The organism is Nocardia coubleae NBRC 108252 (genome assembly GCF_001612805.1).
Classification (GTDB): Bacteria; Actinomycetota; Actinomycetes; order Mycobacteriales; family Mycobacteriaceae; genus Nocardia; species Nocardia coubleae.
This window is the reverse complement of record NZ_BDBD01000004.1, coordinates 543,148-558,403: the sequence shown is the minus strand read 5'-3', so window position 1 is coordinate 558,403 and position 15,256 is coordinate 543,148. Positions and strand designations below refer to the sequence as shown.

The following is a 15,256-nucleotide window of genomic DNA, read 5'->3' as shown; positions in this document are numbered from 1 at the left end:
TCAGTAGTAGGCAAGTCGCTTCTCCAGTCTTCTGATCAGCACGGAGGTCGGGTAGCTGGCGACGAGGAAGAACACGCCCGCCAGGGTGATCGCCTCCAGGTAGGCGAAGTTGCGCGCCCCGAATTGCTGTGCCGAGGTGACCAGTTCGACCACCGAGATGGCGAACAGGAACGGGGTGTCCTTGAACATCGACACCGCGTTGGTGCCGAGTGCGGGCAGCGACGCACGGATCGCCTGTGGCAGCACCACCGCCCGCCAGGTGCGTGTCGGCGGTAGCGACAACGCGCGTGCCGCCTCCCACTGTCCCTTCGGTACCGCCTCGATCCCGGCCCGGTACACCTCGGCGAGATAGCTCGAGTAATGGATACCGAGCACGGTGATGCCGATCTGCAGCGCCGAGAACTGGGTGAGCAGGGTGTAGGCGAACAGCAACTGCACCACCAGCGGGGTGAGCCGCACGAACTCGCTCACCGCGTGGACGGGTGCGGCGATCCAACGCGGCATCGACTGGCGGATGATCGCGATCACCAGCCCCAGCACGGCGGCGAGCGCGAAACCGAGCGCGGTGGCGAGCAGGGTGATCTGGAAGCCGTCCCACAGCACCGGCAGGGCGTCGCGGGCGCGCTCCCAGCTCCATTGGGCGTTCATGCGGTCACCTTCGCGTCGTCAGGGGCGAGTCGCAGCACTTCCTTCAGCGACGCACCTCGGCCGAGCTTGGTCTTGGCGCGGGTCTCCAGGAGGTTCATGCCGAGGGTCAGCAGGTAGGCGAGAACGAAATAGATCACCAGGCCGACGCCGAAGGAGAACAGGGTGTCGCTGGTGGTCTTGCGCAGCTGCCCGATCTCGTAGGTCAGATCGTGCAGGGTGATGTACGACGCCAGCGCCGTGGCCTTGAGCAGGTGAACGAGCAGATTGGTCAGCGAGGGCAGCATGAGCGCCCACGCCTGCGGGAACAGCACCCGCCGCATCCGCTGCCACGGACTGAAATTCAGCGCCACCGCCGCCTCGAACTGGGCGCGCGGCACCGCGTTCAGCGCACCGCGCACCACCTCGGCACCGTAGGCGCCGTAGTTGAGGCCGAGCGCGAGGATGCCGCAGAACACCGGGTCGAGCTTGTAGCCGAGCAGCGGCAGCACATAGAACAGCCAGAAGATCTGCACCAACAGCGAAGTGCCACGGAAGAATTCGATCAGGACCCGGGCACCGCCACGCACCGCGAGCGAGCGGAAACGCGCGGCGGTACCGAGCGCCAGGGCGAGGACGAACGCGAGCAGCGCACCGCCGATGGTCAGTTCCAGCGTGACGACGATGCCGTCCCACAGCGCGGGGAGGGCATCGCGTACCGCGTCGAGCTTGCTCACCGGCCGATCAGATCTCGCCCTTGCAGAGTTTGGCCGTCGTGTACTTCGGGTCGGGCAGTTCGCGTTCGGTGAAGCCGAACTTGCCGACGATGGACAGATACTTGTCCTTGTCGCCGGTGATCTTGGCGAGCTCGGCGTTGTAGGCGGCGAGCAGGTCCGGATCGGTGGTGCGGAACACCGTGCCGCCGGCGCCGACCTGCGGCTTGCCGTCGATGACGGCCACGAACGACGGCGTCACATCTACCGGAGCGTCGGGGGTATGGCTCTTGAGCCAGTTCAGCGAGATCGCGGTGAGGGCGAATACGTCGGCGCGGCCCGAGGTGACCGCGTCCATGCCGTCCTGCGGGGTGGCCACCTGGGTGGCGTCGATGCCGAGCGATGCGGCGTAATCGGATTCGATGGCACCTGTCATCGCGGCCATCTTCGCTCCGCTGGATTTGATCGACTGCATATCGCTGAGGTTCATCGGATTTCCCTTTTTCACCATCAGCGCGGTGGTATACATGAATTCCGGTTCGCTGAATGCGGCCTGTTCGCAGCGTTTCGGCAAGATCGACATTCCGGCGCTCACCGCGTCGAATCGGTCGGCCTGCAAGCCGGGGATGAGGGCGCCGAACTCGGTCTGCACACCGTCGACGGTCTTGATGCCGAGGTTGGCGAAGATCTCCTTGTGCAGGGCCACGGTCGCGCCGGTGAGCTGACCGCCCTCCTCGAACGAATAGGGCGCTTCACCGGCGAAACCCACGGTGATCGTGCCCTTGTCCTTCAGCGACTGCAGGAGTTGGCCGCTCTCGGTGGTCTCGGTCTTCGTGCACCCGGCGAGCACCGCCGCCGCGAGCGCGGCACCGGCGAACACTGCTGTACAGCGCTTAGGCAGGGAAATCGTGTCCGGCATGGTCGGCCTCTCGCAGGGGTAGCGCCGCAGAATGTGCAGGTTACCGAAACTTCTTTTGTCGTCGGGAAATTCGCGTCTGTGAAAAACCTAATGCTTCGATATTTGCCGAACCCGGTTCCGTTATCGCTTTGTTATCTGCTGATTAGCGCGCGACTCCAATGGGTAACCTGATATGCGATTTCCGGCGTGGACCGGCGACGGGAACCTCCCGCGCGCTCAGGTGGTAATCGGCTGTCGGCCCCACCGGACCAGGGACTACCCTGTGCATCCGTGATCACCCGCCTCTCCCGCCTGTTCCTGCGCACCCTGCGAGACGATCCCGCCGACGCCGAGGTGCCGAGCCACAAACTGCTGGTGCGTGCCGGCTACGTCCGCCGCGTCGCCCCGGGCGTGTACTCGTGGTTGCCGCTGGGTCTGCGCACGCTGCGCAAGATCGAGGACGTCGTGCGCCAGGAGATGGACGCCACCGGCGCCCAGGAGATCTCCCTGCCCGCGCTGCTGCCGCGCGAGCCCTACGAGACCACCAACCGGTGGACCGAATACGGTGACGCGCTGTTCCGCCTCCAGGACCGCAAGGGCGGCGACTACCTGCTCGGCCCCACCCACGAAGAGCTGTTCGCGCTCACCGTGAAGGGTGAGTACAACTCCTACAAGGACCTGCCGGTCACGCTGTACCAGATCCAGGCCAAGTACCGCGACGAGGAACGCCCCCGCGCGGGCATCCTGCGCGGCCGCGAGTTCATCATGAAGGACTCCTACTCCTTCGACCTCGACGACGACGGTCTCGCCGCCAGCTACGCCACCCACCGCGCCGCCTACCAGCGCATCTTCGACCGGCTCGGCGTGAAGTACGTGATCGTGGCCGCCACTTCCGGTGCCATGGGCGGTAGCGCGTCGGAGGAATTCCTCGCCGAGAGCCCCGTGGGTGAGGACACCTATGTGCGCTGCGTGGAATCCGGGTACGCCGCCAACGTGGAAGCCGTGGTCACCCCCGCCCCCGCGCCGCTGCCCATCGACGGGCTGCCCGCCGCCGTCGAACACGACACCCCGAACACGCCGACCATCGCCACCCTGGTCGACTGGGCCAACGAGGCGAAGGTGCTCGATCGCGAAGTCACCGCGGCCGACACGTTGAAGAACGTGATGGTGAAGCTGCGTCACCCCGACGGCAAGTCCGAGATCGTCGGCATCGGCATCCCCGGTGACCGCGAGGTCGACGACAAGCGCCTCGAGGCCGCTGTCGAACCCGCGATGGTGGAACTGCTCACCGAGGCGGACTTCACCGCCAACCCGTTCCTGGCGAAGGGCTACATCGGCCCGAAGGGCTTGCAGGCCAACGGTGTTCGCTACCTGGTCGATCCCCGCGTCGTCGACGGCACCTCCTGGATCACCGGTGCCGACCAGCAGGGCAGGCACGTCGTCGGCCTGGTCGCCGGACGTGACTTCACCCCCGACGGCACCATCGAGGCCGCCGAGGTCCGCGACGGCGACCCCTCGCCCGACGGCGCCGGTCCGCTGGTGTCGGCGCGTGGCATCGAGATCGGCCACATCTTCCAGCTCGGCCGCAAATACACCGACGCCTTCGACGTGGACGTGCTCGGCGAGAACGGCAAGCCCGTGCGCCTCACCATGGGTTCCTACGGCATCGGCATCTCCCGCATGGTCGCGGTGATCGCCGAACAGCAGCACGACGAGAAGGGCCTGCGCTGGCCCGCCGAAGTCGCCCCCTTCGACGTGCACGTGGTGATCGCCAACAAGGACGCCGCCGCCCGCGACGGCGCCGAACACGTGGTCGCCGGGCTGAACGCCGAAGGCCTCGAGGTCCTCTTCGACGACCGCACCGCCTCTCCCGGCGTGAAGTTCAAGGACGCCGAACTGCTCGGCATGCCCTGGATCCTGGTCATCGGCCGTGGGTGGGCCGAAGGCAAGGTGGAACTCCGCAACCGGCTGACCGGCGAAGCCGAGGAGATCCCGGCCGAAGACGCCGTCAGCGCGGTCACCGCGCGCGTCCGCGGCTGATCTGTCCGCGACGATCGCGCTGTCTCGCCGGCCGGTGGGGCAGCGCGATCGGCGTATCCGCCGAACTTACGCCTACGTAGGGGAAACCTGCAGGTAGACGGCATAGTCGGGGGTGGGGCGCTGATAAGTTGACGGGTATGACGAGTTCGCCCAGCCTGTTGTTCAACCCCGCCACCTACGACCCGCAGCATTTCGATGCGGAGACGCGGCGGCTGCTGAAAGCCACCATCGAGTGGTTCGAGTCCAAGGGCAAGGCGCAGTTGCTGGCCGACGACCGGGACGCGCTGTGGGTGCAGGACTTCCTGGACTTCGTGGCGAAGGAGAAGCTGTTCGCCACCTTCCTGACCCCGGCCGCCTACGCCGACGGTGACCCGAACAAGCGCTGGGACGCCGCGCGCAATGCGGCGCTGTCGGAGATCTTCGGCTTCTACGGGCTGGCCTACTGGTACGCCGAGCAGGTGACGATCCTCGGCCTCGGCCCGATCTGGCAGAGCGACAACGAGATCGCCAAGCGCAAGGCCGCCGCCGATCTCGCCGACGGTCAGGTGATGGCCTTCGCGCTGTCGGAGCGTGACCACGGTGCCGACATCTACAACACCGACCTCGTCCTGACTCCGACCGAGCCGGGCAGCGCCGACGCCGAGGCGGGGATCCTGTTCCGCGCCAACGGCGAGAAGTACTACATCGGCAACGGCAATGTCGCCTCGATGGTGTCGGTGTTCTCCCGCCGCGCCGACATCGAGGGCGCCGACGGCTACGTCTGGTTCGCCGCCGACTCCCGCCACGACAACTACCACCTGGTCGACAGCGTCATCCACGGTCAGATGTATGTGAGCCACTTCCGGCTGGAGAACTACCCGGTGACCGCCGCCGACGTGCTGCATGAAGGCCCCGAAGGGTTCTCGGCCGCGCTCAACACCGTCAACGTCGGCAAGTTCAACCTGTGCCACGGCAGCATCGGCATGGTGGAGCACTCGTTCTTCGAGGCCATCACCCACTCCAACAACCGCATCCTCTACGGCAAGCCGGTCACCGACTTCGCCCACGTGCGTGGCAATTTCGTCGACGCCTACGCCCGTCTGATCGCGATGAAGCTGTTCAGCGACCGGGCCGTCGACTACTTCCGCAGCGCCTCCCTCGAGGATCGCCGCTACCTGCTGTTCAACCCGATGACCAAGTCCAAGGTCACCTCCGAGGGCGAGGTCGCCATGACCCTGCTGCTCGATGTGCTGGCGGCCAAGGGTTTCGAGAAGAACACCTACTTCCACGAGGCCTCGCGCTACATCAACCACCTGCCCCGGCTCGAGGGCACGGTGCACGTGAACGTGGGCCAGATCCTCAAGTTCATGCCGAACTACCTGCTCAACCCGGCCGAGTACCCGGCGGTCCCCACCCGGCTCGAGGCGGGCGACGAGGAGTTCTTCTGGAAGCAGGGCCCGGCGCGCGGCGCGGGCAAGGTGCGCTTCGCCGACTGGACACCGCCCTACGAGGCGGCCGCCGACGTGCCGAACGTGGGCCGCTTCTACGAGCAGGCCAAGGCGCTGCGTGAGCTGCTGCTCACCGCCGCACCGGACGAGGCGCAGCAGAAGGACCTGGACTTCATGCTCACCATCGGCCACCTGTTCTCCACGGTGGTCTACGGTCAGCTGATTCTCGAGCAGGCCGAACTCACCGGCCTCGACCGCGACGTGCTCGACCAGATCTTCGACTTCCAGATCCGCGACTTCAACACCCAGGCCACCGCGCTGCTCGGCAAGCCGTCGGTCACCGACGCGCAGCGGAACTGGGCGGTCGCCGCCCTGCGCACGCCGATCGCCGACGCCGAACGGTTCGACCGGGTGTGGCAGCAGGTGGAGTCCTACGACGGCGCCTACGCGATGCGTCCGTAGTGAACAGCGACGGTCCGGCCTGCTCCGCGGGCGGGACCGTCGCTGTGCCGTGTAGGGCGGCCATCGAGGCTCCCTCAGGTCGCGAAGTGCGCTCGAAGGCTGTCGCGCGTTCCCGTCGAGTGCCGCGACGGTTCGGCAAGAGGGCTCCCGCGACGGCTCGTCGCCCGCCGAACACGGCCGACGGACAGGTATGGCGCTGCCGGGCGACACGGGTTTGCGAGGCGGGCACCACCCTCACGGATGGACGCGGGTCGGCACGGCCGCGTCGGGCGGGCGGAATCGCTTCCATTCGCGAAGGGCTGATGCGAGGGGGCGGTATTCCAGTACGGAAGCCCGCGTGACCCGGTGGGCCTTCGGGCTATGTCCGTCCCGGGAAGCTGACGGTGACCGGGTTCGTGCCGAGGATCGCCTGCCACCGGGCGCGGCGCACCGCTGCTTCCGTGAGCGCTTCGACGGCGCCGGCCCGGACGGTCTCCTCGGTGGCCTGTTCGACCACGGCGTACCACGCTGCGGTGCAATCGGATTCGACCGCTACGGCGAGGTGTGCGGCCGGGATCGGGTCGTCGACCGGGAACGGTGGGTTGTAGGCGGCGTCGGGTGCCTCGGGTGCGGAGCCACCGGCTTCGAGCAGCTCGATCGTCGCGTCCCGGCGGGCGCGGTGCGCGGCACTGAACTCCGCGACCAGGCGCGACCGATCGCTGTTGGCGTAGGCGGCGATCAGGCCGTAGGAGTACACGGCCGCGTACTCGGTGTCGAGGGCGCGTTGCAGCGCTTCACGTTGACCGGTCATGACAGCAGAACTCCCGCCTCGGTGGCACAGGCCGCGCTGATCGAGGCCAGAAGCCCTGCGCGGTAACCGGATTCGGTGCGGGCCAAGGTCGCTGCGGCCTGCTGGGAATGCTGCAGGCGCGCACGCAACTGCTCGACGCTGATCGGCTGCTGCGCTGCGGAGACCAGATCGGCGGCGGGCACCGGCGCGCCATCGGAACCCGGCACGGTGACGACGCCGGTGCGGTGTACAGGAGTGGTTCCGTCGCCGTAGACGCCGATCACCCGGTCGATCTCGGCGCGCAAGGCGTCGGCGTGGGCGGTGCGTTCGGTGGCGACGGTCGTCAGCGCGGCCTGCGCCTGCGGTGCGAGCGCGATCGCGGCCGTCGCGGCGGCGGCATCTGCGCGAGCCAGAACCTCGTGTGCGGCAAGGGGATCCGGCGCATGCACGGTGTCGTCCTCGGCGCACGACGCCAGGACGGCGACCGCGGGCACCGCGACAGCGCCTGCTCCGACCAGCCTCAGCACCGTCCGCCGACGCCAGGTGCGCGCGGCACTTCCGGCGGCCGGTACGGGTGAGAACTCCGTCGACTTCGCGTGCCTGGCACCCGGCGCGGCAACACACTCCGTCGACGTCGAGTGCGGTATAGCGGTGTTGGCGGTCGGCGACTTCGGGTGCTGGATAGCGTGCTCTGTCGACTTCGCGTGTGGTACGGCGACGTTGGCAGTCGGCGTGGCAGCGTGCTGTGCCGACTTCGCGTGCGGCACGGCGGTGTCGGTGGTCGGCGACTGCGGGTGCTCGGCAGTCTGCGCGGCAGTGTGGGTGCTCGGCGCGACGGCGAGTTCGACAGTCGTCGCGACGGCCGAGGCGGTGGCCGACCGCACGACTTCACGCGCGAACCCGCTGGTCGGCGGGTGGGGATCGCGGTGGTCGGTGCGCATGCCGGAAGGTCGCCCGGCACTCGGCGGGACGGTATGGCGGTGATGCACGTGGACCATCGTGCCAGATCTCGCGGCGGCGGTTCGCCACGCGGCGATCGCGCCGGGCACGCCGACACGGACCGGTGCGCACCGCCCGGTGGCTGGTCCTTTACACTCTCGTGGCGCGTTACGCTAGACCTTCGGCGTAGAAATTTCCGATCGCGTCACAACTGAACCAGGAGCCGCCCATATGCCGATGCCCACCGAGGAAAGGGTGAGCCAGCTCGTCGCTGAGCTCGTCGCACGCCGGGGTTTCGACCTCGAGGGCGTCGCGATCGCGGCCGCGGGCAAGGACGAACTGGCTCCGGTTCGGGTGAAGGTCACCGTGGACAGCGACGGTCCCGCCGACCTCGACGCGATCGCCGACCTGAGCCGCGAGATGTCCGAGTCGCTCGACGCGGCGGGTGATTTCGGCGAATCCGCCTATCTGCTCGAAGTGACCACCCCCGGCGTCGACCGGCCGTTGACCACCGACCGGCACTGGCGCCGCGCCCAGGGCCGCAAGGTGAAGGTCGGCCTGGCCGACGGCGCCGAACCCGTCGAGGGCAAGAAGAAGTTCGAGGCGCGCGTCGGTCAGCTCGCCGACGACGGCACCATCGCGCTCGTGCTCGGCGGCAGGAACAAGCCGCACCGGGTGCACGTGCCCCTCGCCGACATCGCCACCGCGGTCGTCCAGGTCGAATTCAACGCACCCGGCGCCGCCGAACTCGAACTCGCCGGTGGAATCGCCGCGGGCCGCCCCGTCCCGGGCGACGAACCCGCCGACCTCGCCGCAGCAGGCCAACACAGTGACACTCCCACCGAAGGGGTTGCGGAATGAACATCGAAATCGAAGCCTTGCGCGCGATCGTCGCCGACAAGGGGATCCCGATCGAGACCGTGATCTCGGCGATCGAGTCGGCGCTGCTCACCGCCTACCGGCACACCGAGGGGCACCAGCCCAACGCCTACATCGACATCAACCAGAAGACCGGCGTGGTCCGGGTGATGGCGCGCGAACTCGACGCCGACGGCAACCTCGTCTCCGAATGGGACGACACCCCTGAGGGTTTCGGCCGCATCGCCGCGACCACCGCCCGCCAGGTGGTGCTGCAGCGGCTGCGTGACGCCGAGAACGAGAAGTCCTTCGGCGAGTTCTCCACCCACGAGGGCGACATCGTCGGCGGCGTCGTCCAGCGCGACGCGAGGGCCAACGCGCGCGGCATCGTCGTGGTGCGCATCGGCAGCGAGGCCAACGGCGCCGAGGGCCTGATCCCGCCCGCGGAGCAGGTGCCCGGTGAGACCTACGAGCACGGCGACCGGATCAAGTGCTACGTCTACGGTGTGTCGCGTGGTCCGCGTGGTCCGCAGATCCAGCTCTCGCGCACCCACCCCAACCTGGTGCGGCGGCTGTTCTCGCTGGAGGTGCCCGAGATCGCCGACGGTTCCGTCGAGATCGTCGCGGTGGCCCGCGAGTCGGGGCACCGCTCCAAGATCGCGGTCCGTTCGACTGTGCCCGGCGTGAACGCCAAAGGCGCCTGTATCGGCCCGATGGGGCAGCGCGTGCGCAACGTGATGAGCGAACTGGCGGGCGAGAAGATCGACATCATCGATTACGCCGAGGATCCGGCGACCTTCGTCGGTAATGCGCTCTCGCCGTCGAAAGTGGTTTCGGTCACTGTCGTCGACCCCGAGGCGCGCGCCGCGCGGGTGATCGTGCCCGATTTCCAGCTCTCCCTCGCCATCGGCAAGGAGGGGCAGAATGCCCGCCTGGCTGCCCGCCTGACGGGCTGGCGCATCGATATCCGCAGCGACGCCGCGCCGGAGACCGACGATTCGGCACGTCCGCAGGCGCACCGTAGTTGACGCGGACACGTCGGAATATCGGCCACCGGATGACAGGTTGATAACTTCGGAAGGGGAGGGGTTCGTCGTTATGACCGGGTCACCGGTAGAGTGGGTGAAGGACCGGCCCGCGCAATCCGTTCGAACCTGTATCGGATGCCGTCAGCGCGAGCCGTCTGCCGACCTGTTGCGGATCGTGACGCAGCCAAGGGAGGCGGGCAGTGCTACTGCCGCCGCCCCCGTGGTCATCGTTCCCGACCCGCGGCGCAGACTTCCCGGACGGGGTGCCTGGTTGCACCCCGTCTCAGCTTGTCTGCGTTCCGCAGAGCGGCGCCGAGCATTCGGCAGAGCCCTACGAGTGTCCGGAAATCTGGATATCTCAGCCCTGGAGCAGTACCTCGAGAACAGGCACGAGCACTCATGAGCACACCGTGAAGCACCAACGATGAACGTCCATCGGAGATAACCCGAGGTCGTGCGGGCCCGCCTTACCTAGGCGGCGTCACTGCTCGACCTCTCAGTGAGGAGAGCAGTGGCAGGCAAGGCCCGCGTGCACGAGTTGGCTAAGGAACTCGGTGTCACAAGCAAGGAACTACTCGCGAAGCTCAAGGAGCAAGGCGAGTTCGTGAAGTCGGCGTCCTCGACGGTGGAAGCACCCGTCGCACGTCGTCTGCGCGAATCACTCGCGTCGAAGTCCGCTCCGGCGGCCGACGCGAAGCCGGCGGCCCGTCCGGGTCCGTCGTCGGCGGCCCGTCCGGCCGCCAAGCCCACCCCCGGTGGTCCCCGTCCGGGCCCGCGTCCGGCTCCGGCGCCCGCCGCCGCCGCGACTCCCGCACCCGCTCCGGCTCCGGCGCCCGAGGTGAAGCCGGCTCCGGCCGCCAAGCCGACGCCCGCCGCCGCGCAGAGCGCACCGGCCAAGCCGGCCAACGCACCGGCTCCCGGCCCGCGTCCGACCCCCGGCGCCCCGCGTCCGGGTCAGGCCGGTCAGGCGCCGCAGCAGCCGCGTCCGGGTACCCCCGCACCGGGTGCTCAGGCCCCGCGTCCGGCCGGTCCCGGCCCGAAGCCCGGCCCGAAGACCCCCCGGGTCGGCAACAACCCGTTCAGCTCCGCTCCCGATCGTGAGCGTCCGGCGCCGCGTCCCGCCCCGCAGGGCGGTCCTCGCCCGACGCCGGGTCAGGGCGGTCCCCGTCCGGCTCCCGGTCAGGGTGGCCCGCGTCCGGCTCCCGGTCAGGGCGGTCCCCGCCCCGGTCAGGGTCAGGGTGGTCCGCGTCCGGCCGCCGCGCAGGGCGGTGCCCCGCGTCCCGGTGGTCCGCGCCCCAACCCGGGCTCGATGCCGCCGCGTCCGAACCCCGGCGCCATGCCCGCTCGTTCCGCACGTCCCGGCCCCGCGGCCGGTGGCCGTCCGGGTCGTCCCGGTGGCGCCCCCGGTGGCGGCGCAGGCCGTCCCGGTGGTGGCGGCGGTGGCGGCTACCGCGGTGGCGGTGGCGGTGCCCCCGGCGCTCCCGGTGCCGGTGCACCCGCGGCCGGTGGTTTCCGTGGTCGCCCCGGTGGCGGCGGCGGTCGTCCCGGTGGTCCCGGTGGCCGTGGTGGTGCCGCAGGCGCCTTCGGTCGTCCCGGTGGCGCGGTGCGCCGTGGCCGCAAGTCGAAGCGGGCGAAGCGCGCCGAGTACGAGAACATGCAGGCTCCCGCCGTCGGCGGCGTGCGTCTGCCCCGTGGCAACGGCGAGATCATCCGTCTCGCCCGTGGCGCCTCGCTGTCGGACTTCGCCGAGAAGATCGACGCGAACCCGGCCGCACTCGTGCAGGCCCTGTTCAACCTCGGCGAGATGGTCACCGCGACCCAGTCGGTGAACGACGAGACCCTCGAGCTGCTCGGCAGCGAGATGAACTACGTCGTCCACGTGGTCAGCCCCGAGGACGAGGACCGCGAGCTCCTCGAGTCGTTCGACCTCACCTACGGCGAGGACGCGGGCACCGAGGAAGACCTCGAGCAGCGTCCGCCGGTGGTGACCGTGATGGGTCACGTCGACCACGGTAAGACCCGACTGCTGGACACGATCCGTAAGGCCAACGTCCGTGAGGGCGAGGCCGGTGGCATCACCCAGCACATCGGTGCCTACCAGGTGCTGACGAACCTGAACGAGGAAGAGCGCCTCATCACCTTCATCGACACCCCGGGTCACGAGGCGTTCACCGCCATGCGTGCCCGTGGTGCGAAGGCCACCGACATCGCGATCCTCGTGGTCGCGGCCGACGACGGCGTCATGCCGCAGACGGTGGAAGCGATCAACCACGCCCAGGCGGCCGACGTGCCGATCGTGGTGGCGGTCAACAAGATCGACAAGGAAGGCGCGAACCCGGACAAGATCCGGCAGCAGCTGACCGAATACGGCCTGGTCACCGAGGAATACGGTGGCGACACCATGTTCGTCGACATCTCGGCCAAGCAGGGCACCAACATCGACGCGCTGCTCGAAGCGGTGCTGCTGACCGCGGATGCCTCGCTCGACCTGCGGGCCAACCCGGACATGGACGCCCAGGGTGTCGCCATCGAGGCGCACCTCGACCGCGGCCGTGGCCCGGTGGCCACCGTGCTCATCCAGCGCGGCACGCTCCGTGTCGGCGACTCGATCGTGGCGGGCGACGCCTACGGTCGCGTGCGCCGCATGGTCGACGAGCACGGCGAGGACGTCCACGCGGCGCTCCCGTCGCGCCCGGTGCAGGTCATCGGTTTCACCTCGGTGCCCGGCGCCGGTGACAACCTGATCGTGGTCGAGGAAGACCGCATCGCCCGCCAGATCGCCGACCGCCGCAACGCACGCAAGCGCAACGCGCTGGCCGCACGCAGCCGCAAGCGGATCAGCCTGGAAGATCTGGATGCCGCCCTGAAGGAGACTTCGGAGCTCAACCTGATCCTCAAGGGCGACAACTCCGGTACCGTCGAGGCCCTCGAAGAGGCCCTGCTCGGTATCGAGATCGACGACGAGGTGCGCCTGCGCGTCATCGACCGCGGTGTCGGTGGCGTCACCGAGACCAACGTCAACCTGGCGTCGGCCTCGAACGCGATCATCATCGGCTTCAACGTCCGTGCGGAGGGCAAGGCCACCGAGCTGGCCAACCGCGAGGGCGTCGACATCCGGTACTACTCGGTGATCTACCAGGCCATCGACGAGATCGAGAAGGCCCTCAAGGGCATGCTCAAGCCGATCTACGAAGAGGTCGAGCTGGGCCGGGCGGAGATCCGCGCGATCTTCCGTTCGTCGAAGGTCGGCAACATCGCCGGCTGCATGGTCACCAGCGGTTCGGTCAAGCGCAACGCCAAGGCGCGCCTGATCCGTGACGGCCGGGTGATCGCCGAGACGATGACCATCTCCTCGCTCAAGCGGGAGAAGGACGACGCCACCGAGGTGCGCGAAGGTTTCGAGTGCGGTATGACCGTGACCTACAGCGACATCAAGGACGGCGACATCATCGAGGCGTACGAGCTGCGCGAGAAGCCGCGCGACTGATATCGCACACCGTTCCACACGCCGCATCCGAGCTTTCGGGTGCGGCGTGTGGTCATGCGTGCAAACCATCTACCAGGAGGTGAGCACCGCTGTACATCGGTGCGCTCGAATTCGATCTACTGCTCGGTGACGTGCATTCGCTCAAGGAGAAGCGGTCGGTGATCCGGCCGATCCTCGCCGAGCTGCAGAAACGCTTCGCCGTGAATGCCGCCGAGGCCGGTGATCAGGACCTGCACCGCCGTGCGCTGCTCGGGGTGGCCATGGTCAGTGCGGAAACGGGACATCTCAACGAGGTGCTCGACAAATGTGAGCGGCACGTTGCCGCGCGTCCGGAGATAGAGTTGCTGGCAGTACGCCGCCGGATCTTCGGACCCGAAGACTGACAGGCGCGGCCCGGGTGTCACAGCCCGGTGCCTGCCTATGAGAGGAGTGTCCCCATGGTGGATCAAGCCAGGGCTCGCCGACTCGCCAAGCGGATTTCCGCGATCGTGGCCACCGCGATCGAGTACGAGATCAAGGATCCGCGGCTGCGGTTCGTCACCGTCACCGACGCCAAGGTGACCGGTGATCTGCGCGAGGCGACGATTTACTACACGGTGATGGGCGAGACGCTCGACGCCGAACCCGATTACGCGGCGGCCGCCGCAGGTCTCGACGCGGCCAAAGGGGTACTGCGGTCCAAGGTCGGCGCGGGGACGGGTGTGAAGTTCACCCCGATCCTGTCGTTCAGCCTGGACAAGGTGCCCGACGCGGCGCGCGAGATGGAAGAGCTGCTGGCCAGGGCTCGCGCCATCGATGATGAGGTGGCCAAGGTGGCCGCCAACGCCAAGCACGCCGGTGACGCCGACCCGTACAAGTCCGAACGCGACGACGAGGACGAGTAGGGCACCCGCGTGACCAGTGTCCGGGACGGGACCGAACTGGGTGCCGCCGTCGCGTTGCTGGCGGCCGCCCGTTCGGTGACCGTCCTGTGCCATGTGCAGCCCGATGCCGACACGGTCGGCAGCGGGCTGGCCTTGGCGCTGGCTCTCGACCGCCGCGGCGTGCCGGTGTGCGTGTCGTTCGCCGAACCGGCCGAGCTGCCCGCCTCGCTGCGTACCCTGCCCGGCGGGCAGCATCTCGTCGCGCCCGCGCAGGTTCCGCACGAGGTTGACCTGCTTGTAGTCGTCGACTGCGGCGCCCGCAGCAGACTCGGTGTGCTCGCCGACCGATTATCCGGTGCGGCAACGACTCTGGTGATCGACCATCACCGCGCCAACGACGGTTTCGGCACGGTGGATCTGATCGACGAGACGGCGGCCTCGACCACCGAGCTGGTCACCCGGCTGCTCGACGCGTGGGGCGTGCCGATCGACGCCGCCATCGCGCACTGCCTGTTCGCGGGTCTGGTCACCGACACCGGTTCGTTCCGCTGGGCCAGGCCGGGCAGCCACGCGTTGGCCGAGCGGCTGCTCGCCACCGGCATCGACGGTTCCGAAATCACCCGGTCCCTGCTCGATACCCACCCCTTCACATGGTTACCGATGCTGTCGAAGGTGCTGTCCTCGGCGGTGGTCGTGCCCGGTGCGGCGGGCGTCGGGCTGGTGTACGCACTGGTCCGGGCGGCCGACACGCACGAGGTGGGTCCCGAGGAAGTGGAGAGCGTCATCGACGTCATCCGCACGACCGCCGAAGCGGGGATCGCCGTGGTCTTCAAGGAGGCGCGCGGGCAGAACGACCGCTGGACGGTGTCGCTGCGTTCGCGCGACTCGGCCCCCGGTGTTTCCGACGGTGTCGACGTGGCGGCGATCGCGAGCCGGTTCGGCGGCGGGGGACATCGGTTCGCGGCCGGGTATACGACTTATGGGAGCGCCGAGTCCGTGGTGCGTGCGTTGGTGGACGAGCTTTCCTGACGCACCGGTGTTGTGGTCCACGGCGTCGAGGCTGTCGATTTCATGACGGGATCAGGCGGCCAGTGGCTGCGAGGGGCGGCCGGGGTGGCCACAGGCTCTCGGTGTCTCGCCGACTTGTC

The 15,256-nt window shown here is 68.6% G+C and carries 14 protein-coding genes; 9 read left to right on the top strand and 5 right to left on the bottom strand.

Going from position 1 to position 15,256, the window contains the following annotated elements:
- From ehuD to ehuB, 3 genes are read right to left on the bottom strand one after another with little or no spacing between them, the layout of a single operon-like run.
- Positions 1–648, bottom strand: a complete 648-nt coding sequence (gene ehuD / locus NCO8_RS04345) for an ectoine/hydroxyectoine ABC transporter permease subunit EhuD (protein ID WP_067636439.1) — start codon at positions 646–648, stop codon at positions 1–3.
- On the bottom strand, positions 645–1,361 hold the full coding sequence (ehuC, locus tag NCO8_RS04340; protein ID WP_067636438.1) for an ectoine/hydroxyectoine ABC transporter permease subunit EhuC: 717 nt from the start codon (positions 1,359–1,361) through the stop codon (positions 645–647). Before ehuC ends, ehuD begins: the two co-directional genes overlap by 4 nt.
- A 7-nt stretch (positions 1,362–1,368) precedes the next feature.
- Positions 1,369–2,256: an ectoine/hydroxyectoine ABC transporter substrate-binding protein EhuB gene (gene ehuB / locus NCO8_RS04335; protein WP_067496419.1), complete on the bottom strand. Its 888-nt coding sequence runs from the start codon at positions 2,254–2,256 to the stop codon at positions 1,369–1,371.
- Positions 2,257–2,526: 270 nt separating this feature from the next.
- Here ehuB and NCO8_RS04330 point away from each other — a divergent pair, with 270 nt between their 5' ends.
- Together NCO8_RS04330 and NCO8_RS04325 are read left to right on the top strand one after the other, a co-directional pair.
- Positions 2,527–4,275, top strand: a complete 1,749-nt coding sequence (locus tag NCO8_RS04330) for a proline--tRNA ligase (RefSeq protein ID WP_067636436.1) — start codon at positions 2,527–2,529, stop codon at positions 4,273–4,275.
- A 137-nt stretch (positions 4,276–4,412) separates the two neighbouring features.
- Positions 4,413–6,164 (top strand): acyl-CoA dehydrogenase family protein, encoded by a 1,752-nt coding sequence (locus tag NCO8_RS04325; protein ID WP_067496425.1) that lies wholly within the window; start codon positions 4,413–4,415, stop codon positions 6,162–6,164.
- Positions 6,165–6,522: 358 nt separating this feature from the next.
- Here the strand turns inward: NCO8_RS04325 and NCO8_RS04320 are convergent, their stop codons facing one another.
- Together NCO8_RS04320 and NCO8_RS32310 are read right to left on the bottom strand one after the other, a co-directional pair.
- Positions 6,523–6,954 (bottom strand): ferritin-like domain-containing protein, encoded by a 432-nt coding sequence (locus NCO8_RS04320; RefSeq protein ID WP_067636434.1) that lies wholly within the window; start codon positions 6,952–6,954, stop codon positions 6,523–6,525.
- Positions 6,951–7,922 carry a superantigen-like protein SSL4 gene (locus tag NCO8_RS32310; protein WP_245655227.1) on the bottom strand — a complete coding sequence of 324 codons (972 nt, stop codon included), beginning with the start codon at positions 7,920–7,922 and terminating at the stop codon, positions 6,951–6,953. The genes NCO8_RS04320 and NCO8_RS32310 overlap by 4 nt, the downstream gene beginning before the upstream one ends.
- Before the next feature lie 181 nt (positions 7,923–8,103).
- Between NCO8_RS32310 and rimP the strand changes: the two genes are divergently transcribed.
- The 7 genes from rimP (at position 8,104) to NCO8_RS04285 (ending at position 15,137) form a co-directional block, all read left to right on the top strand.
- A complete protein-coding gene (rimP, locus tag NCO8_RS04310; RefSeq protein WP_067496432.1) occupies positions 8,104–8,733 on the top strand; it encodes a ribosome maturation factor RimP in 630 nt (209 codons plus the stop codon).
- Entirely contained in the window at positions 8,730–9,758 is a 1,029-nt protein-coding gene (gene nusA, locus NCO8_RS04305; RefSeq protein WP_067636432.1) for a transcription termination factor NusA, read from the top strand. The genes rimP and nusA overlap by 4 nt, the downstream gene beginning before the upstream one ends.
- 70 nt (positions 9,759–9,828) lie before the next feature.
- Entirely contained in the window at positions 9,829–10,161 is a 333-nt protein-coding gene (locus NCO8_RS30405) for a YlxR family protein (RefSeq protein WP_084456574.1), read from the top strand.
- Between the two features lie 108 nt (positions 10,162–10,269).
- A complete protein-coding gene (infB, locus tag NCO8_RS04300; RefSeq protein ID WP_067636430.1) occupies positions 10,270–13,245 on the top strand; it encodes a translation initiation factor IF-2 in 2,976 nt (991 codons plus the stop codon).
- A gap of 89 nt (positions 13,246–13,334) precedes the next feature.
- Entirely contained in the window at positions 13,335–13,628 is a 294-nt protein-coding gene (locus NCO8_RS04295) for a DUF503 domain-containing protein (RefSeq protein WP_067492601.1), read from the top strand.
- Positions 13,629–13,682: 54 nt separating this feature from the next.
- A complete protein-coding gene (gene rbfA, locus NCO8_RS04290; RefSeq protein ID WP_067492603.1) occupies positions 13,683–14,129 on the top strand; it encodes a 30S ribosome-binding factor RbfA in 447 nt (148 codons plus the stop codon).
- A gap of 9 nt (positions 14,130–14,138) precedes the next feature.
- Positions 14,139–15,137: a DHH family phosphoesterase gene (locus tag NCO8_RS04285; RefSeq protein WP_067636428.1), complete on the top strand. Its 999-nt coding sequence runs from the start codon at positions 14,139–14,141 to the stop codon at positions 15,135–15,137.
- The last annotated feature ends 119 nt before the right edge of the window (positions 15,138–15,256 follow it).